The organism is Bacillus sp. YP1 (genome assembly GCF_000877815.1).
Classification (GTDB): domain Bacteria; phylum Bacillota; class Bacilli; order Bacillales; family Bacillaceae; genus Bacillus; species Bacillus subtilis.
Genome location: NZ_CP010014.1, coordinates 2,772,596 through 2,790,358, shown reverse-complemented (window position 1 = coordinate 2,790,358; position 17,763 = coordinate 2,772,596). Strand labels below are relative to the sequence as shown.

Genomic DNA, 17,763 nt, shown 5'->3' with positions numbered 1-17,763 from the left:
AAACGTGTTCTTTGAAAACTAGATAACAGTAGACATCACATTCAATTAGTAATACAAGATATCACATAGTGATTCTTTTTAACGGTTAAGTTAGAAAGGGCGCACGGTGGATGCCTTGGCACTAGGAGCCGATGAAGGACGGGACGAACACCGATATGCTTCGGGGAGCTGTAAGCAAGCTTTGATCCGGAGATTTCCGAATGGGGAAACCCACCACTCGTAATGGAGTGGTATCCATATCTGAATTCATAGGATATGAGAAGGCAGACCCGGGGAACTGAAACATCTAAGTACCCGGAGGAAGAGAAAGCAAATGCGATTCCCTGAGTAGCGGCGAGCGAAACGGGATTAGCCCAAACCAAGAGGCTTGCCTCTTGGGGTTGTAGGACACTCTGTACGGAGTTACAAAAGAACGAGGTAGATGAAGAGGTCTGGAAAGGCCCGCCATAGGAGGTAACAGCCCTGTAGTCAAAACTTCGTTCTCTCCTGAGTGGATCCTGAGTACGGCGGAACACGTGAAATTCCGTCGGAATCCGGGAGGACCATCTCCCAAGGCTAAATACTCCCTAGTGACCGATAGTGAACCAGTACCGTGAGGGAAAGGTGAAAAGCACCCCGGAAGGGGAGTGAAAGAGATCCTGAAACCGTGTGCCTACAAGTAGTCAGAGCCCGTTAACGGGTGATGGCGTGCCTTTTGTAGAATGAACCGGCGAGTTACGATCCCGTGCAAGGTTAAGCAGAAGATGCGGAGCCGCAGCGAAAGCGAGTCTGAATAGGGCGCATGAGTACGTGGTCGTAGACCCGAAACCAGGTGATCTACCCATGTCCAGGGTGAAGTTCAGGTAACACTGAATGGAGGCCCGAACCCACGCACGTTGAAAAGTGCGGGGATGAGGTGTGGGTAGGGGTGAAATGCCAATCGAACCTGGAGATAGCTGGTTCTCTCCGAAATAGCTTTAGGGCTAGCCTCAAGGTAAGAGTCTTGGAGGTAGAGCACTGATTGGACTAGGGGCCCCTACCGGGTTACCGAATTCAGTCAAACTCCGAATGCCAATGACTTATCCTTGGGAGTCAGACTGCGAGTGATAAGATCCGTAGTCGAAAGGGAAACAGCCCAGACCGCCAGCTAAGGTCCCAAAGTATACGTTAAGTGGAAAAGGATGTGGAGTTGCTTAGACAACCAGGATGTTGGCTTAGAAGCAGCCACCATTTAAAGAGTGCGTAATAGCTCACTGGTCGAGTGACTCTGCGCCGAAAATGTACCGGGGCTAAACGTATCACCGAAGCTGCGGACTGTTCTTCGAACAGTGGTAGGAGAGCGTTCTAAGGGCTGTGAAGCCAGACCGGAAGGACTGGTGGAGCGCTTAGAAGTGAGAATGCCGGTATGAGTAGCGAAAGAGGGGTGAGAATCCCCTCCACCGAATGCCTAAGGTTTCCTGAGGAAGGCTCGTCCGCTCAGGGTTAGTCGGGACCTAAGCCGAGGCCGAAAGGCGTAGGCGATGGACAACAGGTTGATATTCCTGTACCACCTCCTCACCATTTGAGCAATGGGGGGACGCAGGAGGATAGGGTAAGCGCGGTATTGGATATCCGCGTCCAAGCAGTTAGGCTGGGAAATAGGCAAATCCGTTTTCCATAAGGCTGAGCTGTGATGGCGAGCGAAATATAGTAGCGAAGTTCCTGATTCCACACTGCCAAGAAAAGCCTCTAGCGAGGTGAGAGGTGCCCGTACCGCAAACCGACACAGGTAGGCGAGGAGAGAATCCTAAGGTGATCGAGAGAACTCTCGTTAAGGAACTCGGCAAAATGACCCCGTAACTTCGGGAGAAGGGGTGCTCTGTTAGGGTGCAAGCCCGAGAGAGCCGCAGTGAATAGGCCCAGGCGACTGTTTAGCAAAAACACAGGTCTCTGCGAAGCCGTAAGGCGAAGTATAGGGGCTGACGCCTGCCCGGTGCTGGAAGGTTAAGAGGAGCGCTTAGCGTAAGCGAAGGTGCGAATTGAAGCCCCAGTAAACGGCGGCCGTAACTATAACGGTCCTAAGGTAGCGAAATTCCTTGTCGGGTAAGTTCCGACCCGCACGAAAGGCGCAACGATCTGGGCACTGTCTCAACGAGAGACTCGGTGAAATTATAGTACCTGTGAAGATGCAGGTTACCCGCGACAGGACGGAAAGACCCCGTGGAGCTTTACTGCAGCCTGATATTGAATGTTGGTACAGCTTGTACAGGATAGGTAGGAGCCTTGGAAACCGGAGCGCCAGCTTCGGTGGAGGCATCGGTGGGATACTACCCTGGCTGTATTGACCTTCTAACCCGCCGCCCTTATCGGGCGGGGAGACAGTGTCAGGTGGGCAGTTTGACTGGGGCGGTCGCCTCCTAAAAGGTAACGGAGGCGCCCAAAGGTTCCCTCAGAATGGTTGGAAATCATTCGCAGAGTGTAAAGGCACAAGGGAGCTTGACTGCGAGACCTACAAGTCGAGCAGGGACGAAAGTCGGGCTTAGTGATCCGGTGGTTCCGCATGGAAGGGCCATCGCTCAACGGATAAAAGCTACCCCGGGGATAACAGGCTTATCTCCCCCAAGAGTCCACATCGACGGGGAGGTTTGGCACCTCGATGTCGGCTCATCGCATCCTGGGGCTGTAGTCGGTCCCAAGGGTTGGGCTGTTCGCCCATTAAAGCGGTACGCGAGCTGGGTTCAGAACGTCGTGAGACAGTTCGGTCCCTATCCGTCGCGGGCGCAGGAAATTTGAGAGGAGCTGTCCTTAGTACGAGAGGACCGGGATGGACGCACCGCTGGTGTACCAGTTGTTCTGCCAAGGGCATCGCTGGGTAGCTATGTGCGGACGGGATAAGTGCTGAAAGCATCTAAGCATGAAGCCCCCCTCAAGATGAGATTTCCCATTCCGCAAGGAAGTAAGATCCCTGAAAGATGATCAGGTTGATAGGTCTGAGGTGGAAGTGTGGCGACACATGGAGCTGACAGATACTAATCGATCGAGGACTTAACCATATTTTTGAATGATGTCACACCTGTTATCTAGTTTTGAGAGAACACTCTCAATTTGTTTGGTGGCGATAGCGAAGAGGTCACACCCGTTCCCATACCGAACACGGAAGTTAAGCTCTTCAGCGCCGATGGTAGTCGGGGGTTTCCCCCTGTGAGAGTAGGACGCCGCCAAGCAATTGCACGTTAGTGCAAGTATGGAGGATTAGCTCAGCTGGGAGAGCATCTGCCTTACAAGCAGAGGGTCGGCGGTTCGAGCCCGTCATCCTCCACCATTTTTCATTATACATATCGGTTTTACATATATGCCGGTGTAGCTCAATTGGTAGAGCAACTGACTTGTAATCAGTAGGTTGGGGGTTCAAGTCCTCTTGCCGGCACCACTTTTATATGATATAATATTCAAGTCTCTTGTAAGAAGAGCCATTAGCTCAGTTGGTAGAGCATCTGACTTTTAATCAGAGGGTCGAAGGTTCGAGTCCTTCATGGCTCACCATTTACATGTTGCGGATGTGGCGGAATTGGCAGACGCGCTAGAATCAGGCTCTAGTGTCTTTACAGACGTGGGGGTTCAAGTCCCTTCATCCGCACCATTTCTGCGGAAGTAGTTCAGTGGTAGAACACCACCTTGCCAAGGTGGGGGTCGCGGGTTCGAATCCCGTCTTCCGCTCCAACTATACCATCCACGCCGGGGTGGTGGAATTGGCAGACACACAGGACTTAAAATCCTGCGGTAGGTGACTACCGTGCCGGTTCAAGTCCGGCCCTCGGCATTAAGTGTTGCGCCCGTAGCTCAATTGGATAGAGCGTTTGACTACGGATCAAAAGGTTAGGGGTTCGACTCCTCTCGGGCGCGCCATGATCTATATGAAATCGGGAAGTAGCTCAGCTTGGTAGAGCACATGGTTTGGGACCATGGGGTCGCAGGTTCGAATCCTGTCTTCCCGACCATTCTTGGGGCCTTAGCTCAGCTGGGAGAGCGCCTGCTTTGCACGCAGGAGGTCAGCGGTTCGATCCCGCTAGGCTCCACTTGGTTTCAAAAAATATTTGGCGGTGTAGCTCAGCTGGCTAGAGCGTACGGTTCATACCCGTGAGGTCGGGGGTTCGATCCCCTCCGCCGCTACCAATGGACCTTTAGCTCAGTTGGTTAGAGCAGACGGCTCATAACCGTCCGGTCGTAGGTTCGAGTCCTACAAGGTCCACCACTATACGGAGGAATACCCAAGTCTGGCTGAAGGGATCGGTCTTGAAAACCGACAGGGGTGTCAAAGCCCGCGGGGGTTCGAATCCCTCTTCCTCCGCCATACATATTCCTAATCATCGCGGGGTGGAGCAGTTCGGTAGCTCGTCGGGCTCATAACCCGAAGGTCGCAGGTTCAAATCCTGCCCCCGCAACCAAATTTTAAAATGGTCCGGTAGTTCAGTTGGTTAGAATGCCTGCCTGTCACGCAGGAGGTCGCGGGTTCGAGTCCCGTCCGGACCGCCATTTAAATACTTAGGCTCGGTAGCTCAGTTGGTAGAGCAACGGACTGAAAATCCGTGTGTCGGCGGTTCGATTCCGTCCCGAGCCACCATTTATCAATATATTTTGGCGGTTGTGGCGAAGTGGTTAACGCACCAGATTGTGGCTCTGGCATTCGTGGGTTCGATTCCCATCAATCGCCCCAAATAAAAATTGCGGGTGTAGTTTAGTGGTAAAACCTCAGCCTTCCAAGCTGATGTCGTGGGTTCGATTCCCATCACCCGCTCCATTTCTATATCGTCATGGGCCTGTAGCTCAGCTGGTTAGAGCGCACGCCTGATAAGCGTGAGGTCGATGGTTCGAGTCCATTCAGGCCCACCATGACTTTTGTTCCACAGTAGCTCAGTGGTAGAGCTATCGGCTGTTAACCGATCGGTCGCAGGTTCGAATCCTGCCTGTGGAGCCAAATGGAGAAGTACTCAAGTGGCTGAAGAGGCGCCCCTGCTAAGGGTGTAGGTCGTGTAAGCGGCGCGAGGGTTCAAATCCCTCCTTCTCCGCCATATGATTACAGATATCATAATTATCGGCCCGTTGGTCAAGCGGTTAAGACACCGCCCTTTCACGGCGGTAACACGGGTTCGAATCCCGTACGGGTCATCCAGAAGCCTTGCATATCCTGCAAGGTTTTTTTGTTTTCTAAATCATGATATGTCTTAGATTTTGTTCTTTATTTTAAAAACAGACTACAAAAATCTCCATATATTTCGTTTTTCTTCAGAAAATGAAGTTAATTGTCTATAAGTATAAGCGCTTTCAGGAAAGGGCTTTTTTTTATTTCTTCGAATAAATACTATAAATGAAAACTATGATGTCAGAAAGGATGATTACATGGCCGCTGCCAGTCCGACAGCACATGATGTTTATCTTTTTCACGAAGGCAGTCTGTTTAAAAGCTATCAGCTGTTTGGCTCGCATTACCGCGAGCTGAATGGCAAAAGCGGATATGAATTCTGTGTGTGGGCGCCTCATGCGTCGGAAGTACGAGTGGCTGGAGATTTTAACAGCTGGTCTGGAGAAGAGCATGTGATGCACAGAGTGAATGATAATGGCATTTGGACGTTATTTATTCCAAGTATAGGAGAAAAGGAACGATATAAATATGAAATCGTGACGAATAACGGTGAGATCAGGCTGAAGGCAGATCCATACGCTATTTATTCAGAAGTCAGACCAAACACAGCGTCACTTACTTACGATTTGGAAGGGTACAGCTGGCAAGATCAAAAATGGCAAAAGAAACAGAAGGCTAAGACGCTGTATGAAAAACCTGTTTTCATTTATGAACTGCATCTTGGGTCTTGGAAGAAGCATTCTGATGGCAGGCATTATTCCTATAAAGAATTAAGTCAGACGCTTATCCCTTATATCAAGGAGCATGGGTTTACCCATATTGAACTGCTTCCGGTGTATGAGCATCCATATGATCGTTCATGGGGGTACCAAGGAACGGGGTATTACAGCCCGACAAGCAGGTTTGGCACGCCGCATGATCTGATGAAGTTTGTTGATGAATGTCATCAACAAAATATCGGAGTCATTTTGGATTGGGTCCCCGGACATTTTTGTAAAGATGCACATGGCCTTTATATGTTTGATGGAGAACCGCTTTATGAATACAAAGAAGAACGTGATCGGGAGAACTGGTTATGGGGCACGGCAAACTTTGACCTGGGAAAACCGGAAGTTCATAGTTTTTTAATTTCGAATGCGTTGTACTGGGCGGAATTCTATCATATAGATGGATTTAGGGTTGATGCAGTGGCTAATATCCTGTATTGGCCAAATCAGGATGAACGCCACACGAATCCATATGCTGTTGATTTTTTAAAAAAACTCAATCAAACCATGAGAGAGGCATATCCACATGTGATAATGATTGCGGAAGATTCTACAGAATGGCCTCAAGTGACAGGTGCCGTTGAGGAAGGGGGGCTTGGTTTTCATTATAAATGGAATATGGGATGGATGAATGACGTACTGAAATACATGGAGACGCCGCCCGAAGAAAGGCGGCATTGTCATCAGCTTATCTCTTTTTCATTACTATATGCGTTTAGTGAACATTTTGTATTGCCGTTTTCTCATGATGAAGTCGTATACGGAAAAAAATCACTTCTTAATAAAATGCCTGGCGACTACTGGCAGAAATTTGCCCAGTATCGGCTTTTGCTGGGCTATATGACAGTGCATCCCGGAAAGAAATTGATCTTTATGGGATCAGAGTTTGCCCAATTTGATGAATGGAAAGATACAGAACAGCTTGATTGGTTTTTGGACTCCTTCCCCATGCATCAGAAAGCCAGCGTTTTTACGCAAGATCTTCTCCGCTTTTACCAAAAAAGCAAAATCCTTTATGAGCATGACCATCGTGCACAATCGTTTGAATGGATTGATGTCCATAATGACGAACAATCAATCTTTTCTTTTATTCGTTATGGCAAAAAGCACGGTGAGGCGCTTGTCATCATTTGTAATTTTACACCCGTGGTCTATCATCAATATGATGTTGGAGTTCCTTTTTTTACTCAATACATTGAAGTGCTTAACAGTGACAGTGAAACATATGGAGGCTCAGGGCAAATCAACAAAAAGCCGTTATCGGCCAAAAAGGGAGCACTTCATCATAAACCGTGTTATATCACGATGACCATCCCCCCTTACGGCATCTCGATTTTACGGGCGGTTAAAAAAAGAGGAGAGATAAAAAGATGAAAAAACAATGTGTAGCCATGCTCCTTGCCGGCGGGAAGGGCAGCCGTCTCAGCGGATTAACAAAAAATATGGCCAAACCGGCTGTATCTTTCGGGGGAAAATACAGGATTATTGATTTTACCCTAAGCAACTGTTCTAATTCAGGCATAGACACAGTCGGGATTTTAACGCAATATCAGCCGCTTGAGCTGAATTCCTATATTGGGATCGGCAGTGCATGGGACCTGGATAGATATAATGGCGGCGTGACGGTTTTACCCCCTTATGCCGAGTCATCAGAAGTCAAATGGTATAAAGGGACGGCAAGCGCCATTTATGAAAATCTCAATTATTTGAATCAGTATGATCCTGAGTATGTACTGATTTTATCAGGAGATCACATATACAAAATGGACTACGGCAAAATGCTTGATTATCACATTGAAAAGAAAGCAGATGTGACCATCTCTGTCATCGAAGTGGGCTGGGAGGAAGCAAGCCGATTCGGCATCATGAAGGCCAATCCAGATGGGACGATCACACATTTTGATGAAAAGCCCAAATTCCCTAAGAGCAATCTTGCCTCAATGGGAATTTATATATTCAATTGGCCGCTTTTGAAACAGTATCTTGAGATGGACGATCAAAACCCTTATTCTAGCCACGACTTCGGCAAAGACATTATTCCTCTGCTTTTGGAGGAGAAAAAGAAGCTTTCTGCTTATCCGTTCAAGGGATATTGGAAGGATGTCGGAACGGTGCAGAGCTTGTGGGAAGCCAATATGGATTTGTTAAAAGAGGACTCGGAGCTGAAGCTGTTTGAACGCAAATGGAAAATTTACTCCGTCAATCCAAATCAGCCTCCGCAATTTATTTCATCTGATGCGCAGGTTCAAGATTCGCTTGTGAACGAAGGTTGTGTTGTATATGGAAATGTGTCTCACTCCGTTCTTTTTCAAGGTGTGACTGTCGGTAAGCATACGACTGTTACATCATCCGTCATAATGCCGGATGTGACGATTGGGGAGCATGTAGTCATTGAAAATGCCATTGTTCCTAATGGGATGGTGCTGCCGGATGGCGCAGTGATTCGCTCCGAAAAAGACATTGAAGAGGTGCTGCTCGTTTCAGAGGAATTTGTAGAAAAAGAATTGATTTAATTACTGAAGAGGGGGCAGAGTCAGTGTTCAATAATCAAATGTTAGGTGTTATAGATGAAACCACATATAAGCATTCTCTTCAGGATTTAACAGCACAGCGGTCGCTCGGGGCGATCCCTTTTGCCGGCAGGTACCGACTGATTGATTTTATGCTTTCCAACATGGTGAATGCGGATATTAGGAGTGTTGCAATTTTTCCGAAGTATCGTTACCGTTCGCTCATGGATCACCTTGGGGCGGGTAAGGAATGGGATTTGCACCGGAAAAAGGACGGCCTCTTTTTTTTCCCGTCTCCCCATCTTCATCACGAATACGATGAATTCGGTTCCTTTCGCCAGTTTTCGGACCATCTAGATTACTTCCACAGAAGCACTCAGCAATATGCTGTTATCTCCAACAGCCATACCGTATGCAACATTCAATTTCAATATGTGCTGAAACGCCACCAGGAGGTTGGCTGCGACGTCACCGAGGTATTTCAGGACGGCCAGTCGCTGCAAATCTATATCATGTCAACAACGCTTTTAAAGGATCTGATCCACGGACATAGCGAAAAAGGCTATAAAACCATTCAGGAGGCTGTTGAAAAGGAATCTTCCGCCTTGACCATTTGCCCTTATGAATATTCAGGTTATGCCGCAGTTATTGATTCGGTGGAAAAATATTATACCCACAGTATGGAACTCATTCAGCCCCGTTTTTGGCAGCAGGTGTTTTTGCCGCAGCAGCCTATCTACACAAAAGTGAAGGATGAACCGCCGACGAAATACGGAAAACACAGCACTGTCAAAAATTCTTTGGTGGCAAACGGCTGTGTGCTTGAAGGAGAGGTTGAAAACTGCATTTTGTTCAGGGCGGTCCATGTCGGAAAGGGAACGAAGCTGAAAAACTGCATTATTATGCAAAAAACGCAGATTGGCGAGGATTGCCTTCTTGAGCAGGTCATTTCTGATAAGGACGTTAAAATCGGCAAGGCGACGGAAGCTGCTGGAACAGCTGACCAGCCGCTTGTATTAAGAAAAGGTTTGGTGCAAGGAGAGCTGATGAATTCTTGAAGATATTATTTGCTGTGTCTGAATGCACCCCATTTGTTAAATCAGGAGGTCTTGCCGATGTAGCAGGCGCTCTTCCGAAGGCGCTTGCGCGATTAGGCAATGAAGTATATGTGATGCTGCCGAAGTACAGCCAAATACCTGAGCCGTGGAAAAAGCGTATGAAGAAAAAGGCTGAGTGCACCGTAGCTGTCGGCTGGCGGCAGCAATATTGCGGAATTGAACATATGGACGAAGATGATGTGAATTATTACTTCATCGACAATGAGTACTATTTCAACAGGGATTCGTTGTACGGGCATTATGATGACGGTGAGCGGTTTGCCTTTTTTTCAAGAGCTGTGCTGGAGGCTGCCAAAGTTGTGAATGTTCCAGCCGATATTGTTCATACTCACGATTGGCATACAGCGATGGTCAATTATTTGCTGAAAGAGGAGTACAGAAAACATCCTTTTTATGAACGTATGAAAAGCGTGCTCACGATCCACAACCTGCAGTTTCAAGGCATATTCCCTCCTGATGTCACACATGACTTGCTGGGTCTTGAGATGGATCATTTTCATTATGAAAGGTTAGAATGCAACGGATTTGTTAATTTTATGAAGGCGGGCATCATTGCGGCTGATCATGTGACAACTGTGAGCCCCACTTACAGAAATGAAATCATGACGCCGTATTATGGTGAGCAGTTGGAACAGGTTTTGCAATATAGGGAAGATGATGTAACCGGCATATTAAATGGCATTGATGATACGTTCTATCAGCCGAAAAGCGACCCTTATATAGAGGCGCAATACGATTCAGGGGATCTTGCATGCAAGCTGGAAAACAAAACGAAGCTTCAGCAGCGGATGGGGCTTCCAGAGAAAAACGATATTCCGCTGATCAGTATGGTGACAAGGCTCACTAAACAAAAGGGGCTTGATCTTGTCCGCAGAATTATGCACGAACTTCTTGAGGAGCAAGACATACAGCTGGTTGTGCTGGGCACAGGAGAACGTGAATTTGAAGATTATTTCCGGTATGCAGAATTTGCTTTTTATGAGAAGTGCCGGGCTTATATCGGGTTTGATGAGCCGCTAGCCCATCAAATTTATGCGGGCTCTGATATGTTTTTGATGCCGTCGAAATTTGAGCCGTGCGGTTTGGGGCAGCTCATTGCTCTTCAATATGGCGCCATTCCGATTGTCAGGGAAACGGGCGGTCTTTACGACACTGTCCGTGCCTATCAGGAGGAAGAGGGAACGGGCAATGGCTTTACGTTTTCCGCCTTTAATGCGCATGATCTGAAATTTACGATAGAAAGGGCGCTGTCGTTTTATCGCCAACAGGATGTATGGAAGAGCATCGTGAAGACCGCTATGAATGCAGATTACAGCTGGGGGAAGTCGGCTAAAGAGTATCAGCGTATTTTCGAGCAGGTGACAAGGAGTGGACGGGATGTTCTCGAGTAAAGAACGCTTTGCAGACTTATTTTTAAAGCGTCTGGAAATGACGTGCGGAAAAAGCTTTAAAGATTCTGCCAAGCTGGATCAATATAAAACGTTGGGCAATATGGTCAGAGAGTATATCAGCGCTGATTGGATCGAAACGAATGAAAAAAGCAGATCAAATTCCGGGAAGCAGACATATTATTTATCAATCGAATTTCTGCTCGGTCAGCTCCTTGAGCAAAACTTAATGAATCTTGGTGTTCGTGATGTTGTAGAAGCTGGTTTAAAGGAAATCGGCATCAATTTAGAGGAGATCCTTCAGATAGAGAACGATGCAGGTCTCGGCAATGGCGGACTTGGCCGCTTGGCCGCTTGCTTTTTAGATTCGCTTGCTTCGTTGAACCTGCCTGGGCACGGCATGGGCATACGTTATAAGCATGGTTTGTTTGAGCAAAAAATTGTAGACGGGCATCAGGTGGAGCTGCCTGAGCAATGGCTGAAAAACGGGAACGTATGGGAAGTAAGGAATGCGGATCAAGCAGTGGACGTGCCGTTTTGGGGCGAAGTCCATATGACAGAAAAAAGCGGGCGCCTGCATTTTCGCCACGAACAAGCGACAATTGTTACCGCTGTTCCTTATGATATACCGATCATCGGCTATGAAACGGGCACTGTCAACACGTTAAGGCTTTGGAACGCCGAGCCCTATGCGCATTATCACGGCGGTAATATTTTGTCTTATAAGCGAGAAACAGAAGCGGTTTCTGAATTCTTATATCCCGATGACACCCATGATGAGGGGAAAATTTTACGGCTGAAGCAGCAGTATTTTTTAGTATGCGCAAGCTTAAAAAGCATTGTGAACAATTACCGTAAAACACATAAATCTTTATCCGGCCTGCATAAAAAAGTGAGCATTCATATTAATGACACTCACCCTGCGCTTGCGGTGCCTGAGCTGATGCGGATTTTGCTCGATGAAGAGAACATGGGCTGGGAAGAAGCTTGGCATATCACTGTACATACGATTTCTTATACAAATCATACAACATTGTCAGAAGCGCTCGAGAAATGGCCGATTCATTTGTTTAAGCCGCTGCTCCCGCGAATGTACATGATTATTGAAGAGATCAATGAGAGGTTTTGCCGCGCAGTTTGGGAAAAGTATCCGGGAGACTGGAAAAGGATAGAGAACATGGCGATTACAGCGCATGGTGTTGTCAAAATGGCTCATCTGGCCATAGTAGGCAGCTACAGTGTAAATGGCGTTGCAAAAATACATTCCGATATATTAAAGGAAAGGGAGATGCGCGACTTTCACTTGCTGTTTCCGAATCGTTTTAACAATAAGACGAATGGAATTGCCCACAGGCGCTGGCTGTTAAAAGCGAATCCAGGCTTGTCTGCCATCATTACAGAGGCGATCGGCGATGAATGGGTCAAACAGCCGGAATCACTGATCCGTTTAGAACCGTACGCCACTGATCCTGCATTTATTGAACAGTTTCAAAACAACAAAAGCAAGAAAAAACAAGAGCTTGCCGATTTGATTTTTTGCACGGCCGGGGTGGTTGTGAACCCTGAGAGCATATTCGACGTACAGGTGAAACGGCTTCATGCATATAAACGGCAGCTGCTGAATGTTCTTCACATTATGTATTTGTATAACCGCCTCAAGGAGGATTCGGGGTTTTCAATCTACCCGCAAACCTTTATTTTCGGGGCAAAGGCTTCACCAAGCTATTATTATGCCAAGAAAATCATTAAGCTGATCCATTCTGTCGCAGAAAAAGTCAATTATGATCCGGCGGTCAAACAGCTGATCAAAGTTGTTTTTTTAGAAAATTATAGAGTTTCTATGGCTGAGCGAATTTTTCCGGCATCAGACGTAAGTGAGCAAATTTCAACCGCAAGCAAGGAAGCGTCTGGTACAGGGAATATGAAGTTTATGATGAACGGGGCTTTGACGATCGGCACGCATGACGGCGCAAATATCGAGATCCTTGAGCGGGTGGGCCCTGACTGTATTTACACGTTCGGCTTAAAGGCGGATGAGGTTCTATCGTATCAGGAAAACGGCGGCTATAGATCGAGGGAATATTATCAGCATGACAGAAGAATCAGGCAGGTAGCGGATCAGCTGATCAATGGTTTTTTTGAAGGAGAAGCAGATGAATTTGAATCGATCTTTGACTCGCTGCTTCCGCATAATGATGAGTATTTTGTGCTGAAGGATTTCAGCTCATATGCAGATGCGCAGGAGCGAATTCAAGCTGATTATCGAGAGCGAAGGAAATGGTCTGAGCGTTCGATTGTAAACATTGCTCATTCAGGATATTTCTCCAGCGACCGCACGATCCGGGAATATGCGAAGGACATTTGGGGCATCAAGCCGATGATGTGAAAAAGCCGCTGTATAAGCGGCTTTTTTTGTTCACAGATTCATTGAATTGATTGTAAAGGATAAGAACGTCGCAAATGCACTCCATAAAAAATAAGGCAAAAGAAGATAGCTTGCGGTTCTGCTGTATTTTTTGGCAATGATCAGTAATACGATTGCTGTGATGGCGACAAGCAGGCAGTCAAGCGATGCAGCCAGCAGATTTTTTTGCGTAAACTGGAAATAGCTGAAGGCTTGATTGAGCACGTAATTTATCAAAAGTGTAAACCAAAAGCTTTTCGCACCTTTAAATGAAAACGCAGCATATACAATGGCTGCTGAAAGGGAAATCAGGGCAAACAGGATGGCCCAAATGATGCCGATCGCAGTTCCGCTTGGCGTCCAGTCCGGTTTTTTCAATGAATTGTACCATTCTTGGTCCACAGGAAACAGGTAGCCCGCGGCTGAAAACAGCGCATATGTAATCACAAAAACCGCTATGGCGCCGAAAATCTTTTTCATGTTTGTACCCTCCGTATGTATTTATTTTACATTTACACTTACCCTTTAGCTTATAAAGATCAAACCCCCGATATGCGGGGGAAATGATGGGGTTAAATCAGCTGCTGCAATGCGTTTGATTTAATGCGTTCATATTCAAAAGCTGATTCTAATTCTTCCTTCGGTAAAGCAGACTTGCGGACGTATTTTTCGCGAATGACATCGTAAAGCTCATAAGGAAACAGCATATCTATAAACATGACTTGTTTTTGTTCTTCAGTTAATGGGGCTCTGGATTCGTATGCGTTCAGCATGACATGAAATGTCTCGTCATCCCAAACACCCGTCGTATCCAAAAGCGGAATAATCATTTTGCGCAAATCGCGAATAGGCAGATCAAATGATACGGTATCTAAGTCGATGACCCAAATCTGTTCATTTTCTCCTAAGAGTGTATTCCCGGTTCCGTAATCCTGGTGGCAAAGGTTAGGGCTTTTTTTCAGCTGTTCAGTCCATGGAACATAGGTCGATTGCAAAAGCCGGTCTTTGATGCGCAGCCCGTCTTCAATAAAGCCATCTATCTCCTGAAGATAAAGCTGTGAGAAAGGATCTTCTTTTTCCGCCTCCGCCATCAGCTTCCACGTTTCCATCTGTTTGCATCGTTTCGTGTAGTGATTCGGCCAGCGACCTAATTTGGTAAATATGGGAACGCCATTTGGCGGCTGATATCCGACGGAAGCTGTATGAAAATCAGCAAGGCCTTTCATGATAAACTCCAAGTCCTGCTTTACAGTCAGCTCAAACGGTCTTCCTTCGATCCAGTCATATACGACAAATAGAAATGAGCCGTGCTTAGAATATAGGCTACCTTTTTTGTTTGGGAGTATGCCAGGAACATTCATGCCTTTTTTTGCTAAATAGTCCTGCGCGAAAATGGAAAACAACGCTTTCTTTTCTGGCCTGTGTATTCGTTTTAGACAAACCGCGCCGGAGTCTGTGTGGACCTTCCAGACAAGCGCCATCTGGTTTCCCTGAATGACGTCTATTTTTTCAGCCTGCACATCCCATCCTTGAAGCACATTTTCAGCCAGCTCCGTTAATTTTTTTGCATCTTCTGCTGATAAAGGAAGCTCTGATGAATTCCCCTCCTCAATGACTTCATGGTTTTCTGCCATTAAAGGACACATCCTTACCTGTTTTACTCCTACCTTATGAATCAAAAGGAAAAAATGATTGAGTTATTTGACTATATTTAATAGATGAATCTGGTTGTTTACCCGTTTTGTTTTTAGGGCAGTCCCATTCCGCACAAGTTGCTTGTTCAGCCGTATCATGATTCTAACTAGTTAAAAATCATGCAGGAATGGAGGCTATGTATGAAAATAGCACTGATCGCCACAGAGAAGCTTCCTGTCCCATCGGTTCGAGGAGGCGCCATTCAAATCTACCTCGAAGCGGTTGCCCCTTTAATTGCAAAAAAACATGAGGTGACTGTGTTTTCTATTAAAGATCCGAATCTCGCTGATAGAGAGAAGGTAGACGGTGTCCATTATGTGCATTTGGATGAAGACCGTTATGAAGAAGCCGTTGGAGCAGAGCTGAAAAAGAGCCGTTTTGATCTTGTGCATGTTTGTAATCGCCCAAGCTGGGTTCCGAAATTGAAGAAACAGGCGCCGGATGCTGTTTTTATTTTAAGCGTTCACAATGAAATGTTCGCTTACGATAAAATCAGCCAGGCGGAAGGCGAGATTTGCATCGACTCCGTAGCGCAGATTGTTACGGTCAGCGATTATATCGGACAGACGATCACAAGCCGTTTTCCGTCAGCACGATCAAAAACAAAAACGGTGTATTCCGGTGTGGATTTAAAAACGTACCACCCTCACTGGACGAATGAAGGGCAGCGAGCTCGCGAAGAGATGCGAAGCGAGCTGGGGCTTCACGGCAAAAAAATCGTCTTGTTTGTCGGCCGGCTTAGCAAAGTCAAAGGCCCGCACATATTATTGCAGGCTTTGCCGGACATCATTGAGGAGCACCCCGATGTCATGATGGTGTTTATCGGGTCAAAATGGTTCGGAGATAATGAATTAAATAACTATGTCAAACATCTTCATACCCTTGGTGCGATGCAAAAGGATCATGTCACATTTATTCAATTTGTGAAGCCAAAGGACATTCCGCGCCTTTATACCATGTCAGATGTATTTGTATGCTCTTCGCAATGGCAGGAGCCTTTAGCAAGGGTGCATTATGAAGCGATGGCTGCGGGACTTCCTATTATTACAAGCAATCGGGGAGGCAATCCAGAGGTCATAGAGGAAGGGAAAAACGGCTACATCATTCATGACTTTGAAAATCCTAAACAATATGCCGAACGTATCAATGATTTGCTGAGCAGCTCGGAAAAGCGGGAACGGCTTGGGAAATACAGCCGCCGTGAGGCAGAAAGCAATTTTGGCTGGCAGAGGGTGGCTGAAAATCTGCTCAGCGTCTATGAAAAGAACAGATAGAAGGGGTGAACAGAGTGTACCAAAAAGAGCATGAAGAACAGATTGTGTCCGAAATTCTCAGTTATTATCCGTTTCATATCGACCATGTGGCGCTGAAATCGAACAAAAGCGGGCGCAAAATCTGGGAAGTCGAAACTGATCATGGCCCAAAGCTGCTAAAAGAAGCGCAAATGAAACCGGAGCGGATGCTTTTTATCACTCAGGCACACGCCCATTTACAAGAGAAAGGGCTGCCGATAGCGCCGATTCATCAAACAAAAAATGGCGGTAGCTGCTTGGGCACGGATCAGGTTTCTTACAGTTTATATGACAAAGTGACAGGAAAAGAAATGATTTACTATGATGCAGAGCAAATGAAAAAAGTCATGTCATTTGCCGGCCATTTTCATCATGCCTCAAAAGGATATGTTTGCACAGATGAAAGCAAGAAGAGAAGCAGGCTGGGAAAATGGCACAAATTGTACCGTTGGAAGCTGCAGGAACTTGAAGGGAATATGCAGATCGCAGCATCCTATCCTGATGACGTATTTTCGCAAACTTTCTTAAAACATGCTGATAAAATGCTGGCAAGAGGAAAAGAAGCTCTCAGAGCGCTTGATGACTCAGAATACGAAACCTGGACAAAAGAGACACTCGAGCATGGCGGATTCTGTTTTCAGGATTTTACATTGGCACGTTTGACTGAGATCGAAGGGGAGCCTTTTTTAAAGGAGCTTCACTCGATTACCTACGATTTGCCGTCAAGAGACCTTCGTATTCTGCTGAATAAAGTGATGGTTAAGCTTTCTGTATGGGATACTGATTTCATGGTTGCACTGCTTGCGGCCTACGACGCAGTGTATCCGCTCACAGAAAAACAGTACGAGGTACTTTGGATTGATCTCGCGTTTCCGCATTTGTTCTGTGCAATCGGGCACAAATATTATTTGAAGCAAAAGAAAACGTGGTCAGATGAGAAGTATAACTGGGCGCTGCAAAACATGATTTCTGTTGAAGAATCTAAAGATTCGTTTTTGGATAAACTGCCGGAACTGTATAAAAAGATAAAAGCGTATCGGGAGGCGAATTGACATGAGGTCATCGAGACAAAAAGCCTCTATTTCTAAACTGGATCTCGACCAATTCGTATTTACACCGCCTGGACCGATGGGATGGCAGGCTCATGACTCAATCTCAGCTGAGAAGGAAGAAGAGGAGAAGCATTTAGATGTGGGCAGCATTCGAGAGCTCCCTCACATCAATGCACCGAAAGAATATCAAAAAGAAACGAAGGAAAAGGAAACAGATCGCAAAATCGTCGATGATGAAGAAGAAACAAAATTCGAAACCACTCTGGAGCCTGAGGAGGAGCGTGATTCGAAACGCTCAGCGCCCCCATATGTAGAAGAAGAGGAGGAAGATGAAGAACCAGACTTAGCGGAGGAAGCTAGAGTGGAAATCATCATTCTTCCAAGTGAATCTAAACCAGCTCCATGGTTTTCTCAAACCGTAAAGCGCAAGGCATAAAGT

General features: G+C 46.4%; 10 protein-coding genes, 21 tRNA genes and 2 rRNA genes. 31 read left to right on the top strand and 2 right to left on the bottom strand.

Features of this window, described 5'->3' with window-relative positions:
* Positions 1–83 precede the first annotated feature (83 nt).
* The 28 genes from QF06_RS13790 to glgP all read left to right on the top strand — a co-directional run bounded on the left by QF06_RS13790 (position 84) and on the right by glgP (position 13,267).
* Positions 84–3,011 (top strand): 23S ribosomal RNA (locus QF06_RS13790).
* Positions 3,012–3,066: 55 nt separating this feature from the next.
* Positions 3,067–3,182: ribosomal RNA gene (gene rrf, locus QF06_RS13785) — 5S ribosomal RNA — on the top strand.
* 22 nt (positions 3,183–3,204) lie between these two features.
* Positions 3,205–3,280 (top strand) — tRNA-Val (locus tag QF06_RS13780).
* Between the two features lie 32 nt (positions 3,281–3,312).
* A tRNA-Thr gene (locus tag QF06_RS13775) sits at positions 3,313–3,388 on the top strand.
* 37 nt (positions 3,389–3,425) lie between these two features.
* Positions 3,426–3,501 (top strand) — tRNA-Lys (locus tag QF06_RS13770).
* Positions 3,502–3,511: 10 nt separating this feature from the next.
* Positions 3,512–3,598: transfer RNA gene (locus QF06_RS13765), tRNA-Leu, on the top strand.
* A 5-nt stretch (positions 3,599–3,603) separates the two neighbouring features.
* Positions 3,604–3,678 (top strand) — tRNA-Gly (locus tag QF06_RS13760).
* A 14-nt stretch (positions 3,679–3,692) separates the two neighbouring features.
* Positions 3,693–3,778: transfer RNA gene (locus QF06_RS13755), tRNA-Leu, on the top strand.
* 9 nt (positions 3,779–3,787) lie between these two features.
* A tRNA-Arg gene (locus QF06_RS13750) sits at positions 3,788–3,864 on the top strand.
* Positions 3,865–3,879: 15 nt separating this feature from the next.
* Positions 3,880–3,956: transfer RNA gene (locus tag QF06_RS13745), tRNA-Pro, on the top strand.
* Positions 3,957–3,961: 5 nt separating this feature from the next.
* A tRNA-Ala gene (locus QF06_RS13740) sits at positions 3,962–4,034 on the top strand.
* A gap of 20 nt (positions 4,035–4,054) precedes the next feature.
* A tRNA-Met gene (locus QF06_RS13735) sits at positions 4,055–4,131 on the top strand.
* Between the two features lie 2 nt (positions 4,132–4,133).
* A tRNA-Ile gene (locus QF06_RS13730) sits at positions 4,134–4,210 on the top strand.
* 6 nt (positions 4,211–4,216) lie between these two features.
* Positions 4,217–4,309, top strand: a tRNA-Ser gene (locus QF06_RS13725).
* Positions 4,310–4,326: 17 nt separating this feature from the next.
* Positions 4,327–4,403, top strand: a tRNA-Met gene (locus tag QF06_RS13720).
* An 11-nt stretch (positions 4,404–4,414) separates the two neighbouring features.
* Positions 4,415–4,491: transfer RNA gene (locus tag QF06_RS13715), tRNA-Asp, on the top strand.
* Between the two features lie 12 nt (positions 4,492–4,503).
* Positions 4,504–4,579: transfer RNA gene (locus QF06_RS13710), tRNA-Phe, on the top strand.
* 17 nt (positions 4,580–4,596) lie between these two features.
* Positions 4,597–4,672 (top strand) — tRNA-His (locus QF06_RS13705).
* 10 nt (positions 4,673–4,682) lie between these two features.
* A tRNA-Gly gene (locus tag QF06_RS13700) sits at positions 4,683–4,756 on the top strand.
* Between the two features lie 15 nt (positions 4,757–4,771).
* Positions 4,772–4,848, top strand: a tRNA-Ile gene (locus QF06_RS13695).
* 10 nt (positions 4,849–4,858) lie between these two features.
* Positions 4,859–4,933: transfer RNA gene (locus QF06_RS13690), tRNA-Asn, on the top strand.
* 3 nt (positions 4,934–4,936) lie between these two features.
* Positions 4,937–5,027 (top strand) — tRNA-Ser (locus tag QF06_RS13685).
* 25 nt (positions 5,028–5,052) lie between these two features.
* A tRNA-Glu gene (locus QF06_RS13680) sits at positions 5,053–5,124 on the top strand.
* Between the two features lie 231 nt (positions 5,125–5,355).
* Positions 5,356–7,239: a 1,4-alpha-glucan branching enzyme gene (gene glgB / locus QF06_RS13675; protein ID WP_041851140.1), complete on the top strand. Its 1,884-nt coding sequence runs from the start codon at positions 5,356–5,358 to the stop codon at positions 7,237–7,239.
* A complete protein-coding gene (locus QF06_RS13670) occupies positions 7,236–8,378 on the top strand; it encodes a glucose-1-phosphate adenylyltransferase (RefSeq protein ID WP_003229018.1) in 1,143 nt (380 codons plus the stop codon). Before glgB ends, QF06_RS13670 begins: the two co-directional genes overlap by 4 nt.
* 23 nt (positions 8,379–8,401) lie before the next feature.
* Positions 8,402–9,433 carry a glucose-1-phosphate adenylyltransferase subunit GlgD gene (gene glgD, locus QF06_RS13665; protein ID WP_077671471.1) on the top strand — a complete coding sequence of 344 codons (1,032 nt, stop codon included), beginning with the start codon at positions 8,402–8,404 and terminating at the stop codon, positions 9,431–9,433.
* Positions 9,430–10,884 (top strand): glycogen synthase GlgA, encoded by a 1,455-nt coding sequence (gene glgA, locus QF06_RS13660; protein ID WP_041851139.1) that lies wholly within the window; start codon positions 9,430–9,432, stop codon positions 10,882–10,884. Before glgD ends, glgA begins: the two co-directional genes overlap by 4 nt.
* Positions 10,871–13,267: a glycogen phosphorylase GlgP gene (glgP, locus tag QF06_RS13655; RefSeq protein WP_032722378.1), complete on the top strand. Its 2,397-nt coding sequence runs from the start codon at positions 10,871–10,873 to the stop codon at positions 13,265–13,267. Before glgA ends, glgP begins: the two co-directional genes overlap by 14 nt.
* 30 nt (positions 13,268–13,297) lie before the next feature.
* Here the strand turns inward: glgP and QF06_RS13650 are convergent, their stop codons facing one another.
* Both QF06_RS13650 and cotI read right to left on the bottom strand, forming a co-directional pair.
* Positions 13,298–13,765, bottom strand: a complete 468-nt coding sequence (locus tag QF06_RS13650) for a TspO/MBR family protein (RefSeq protein ID WP_041851138.1) — start codon at positions 13,763–13,765, stop codon at positions 13,298–13,300.
* Between the two features lie 92 nt (positions 13,766–13,857).
* The gene (gene cotI / locus QF06_RS13645) at positions 13,858–14,931 is read right to left on the bottom strand and encodes a spore coat kinase CotI (protein WP_072175886.1); all 1,074 of its coding nucleotides are present in this window, start codon (positions 14,929–14,931) and stop codon (positions 13,858–13,860) included.
* A 189-nt stretch (positions 14,932–15,120) separates the two neighbouring features.
* Here cotI and cotSA point away from each other — a divergent pair, with 189 nt between their 5' ends.
* The 3 genes from cotSA to QF06_RS13630 are packed head-to-tail and all read left to right on the top strand — an operon-like array spanning position 15,121 to position 17,760.
* Entirely contained in the window at positions 15,121–16,254 is a 1,134-nt protein-coding gene (gene cotSA, locus QF06_RS13640) for a spore coat protein CotSA (protein WP_043940181.1), read from the top strand.
* A 14-nt stretch (positions 16,255–16,268) separates the two neighbouring features.
* Positions 16,269–17,324 (top strand): spore coat putative kinase CotS, encoded by a 1,056-nt coding sequence (gene cotS / locus QF06_RS13635; RefSeq protein ID WP_003229031.1) that lies wholly within the window; start codon positions 16,269–16,271, stop codon positions 17,322–17,324.
* 1 nt (position 17,325) lies between these two features.
* The gene (locus QF06_RS13630) at positions 17,326–17,760 is read left to right on the top strand and encodes a hypothetical protein (RefSeq protein ID WP_043940180.1); all 435 of its coding nucleotides are present in this window, start codon (positions 17,326–17,328) and stop codon (positions 17,758–17,760) included.
* Positions 17,761–17,763: the final 3 nt, after the last annotated feature.

Excerpts from the sequence above, each read along its gene's own strand:
- glgB (WP_041851140.1), top strand. The coding sequence starts at position 5,356 with ATGGCCGCTGCCAGTCCGACAGCACATGATGTTTATCTTTTTCACGAA.
- QF06_RS13670 (WP_003229018.1), top strand. The coding sequence starts at position 7,236 with ATGAAAAAACAATGTGTAGCCATGCTCCTTGCCGGCGGGAAGGGCAGC.
- glgP (WP_032722378.1), top strand. The coding sequence starts at position 10,871 with ATGTTCTCGAGTAAAGAACGCTTTGCAGACTTATTTTTAAAGCGTCTG.
- QF06_RS13650 (WP_041851138.1), bottom strand. The coding sequence starts at position 13,765 with ATGAAAAAGATTTTCGGCGCCATAGCGGTTTTTGTGATTACATATGCG.
- cotI (WP_072175886.1), bottom strand. The coding sequence starts at position 14,931 with ATGTGTCCTTTAATGGCAGAAAACCATGAAGTCATTGAGGAGGGGAAT.
- cotSA (WP_043940181.1), top strand. The coding sequence starts at position 15,121 with ATGAAAATAGCACTGATCGCCACAGAGAAGCTTCCTGTCCCATCGGTT.
- QF06_RS13630 (WP_043940180.1), top strand. The coding sequence starts at position 17,326 with ATGAGGTCATCGAGACAAAAAGCCTCTATTTCTAAACTGGATCTCGAC.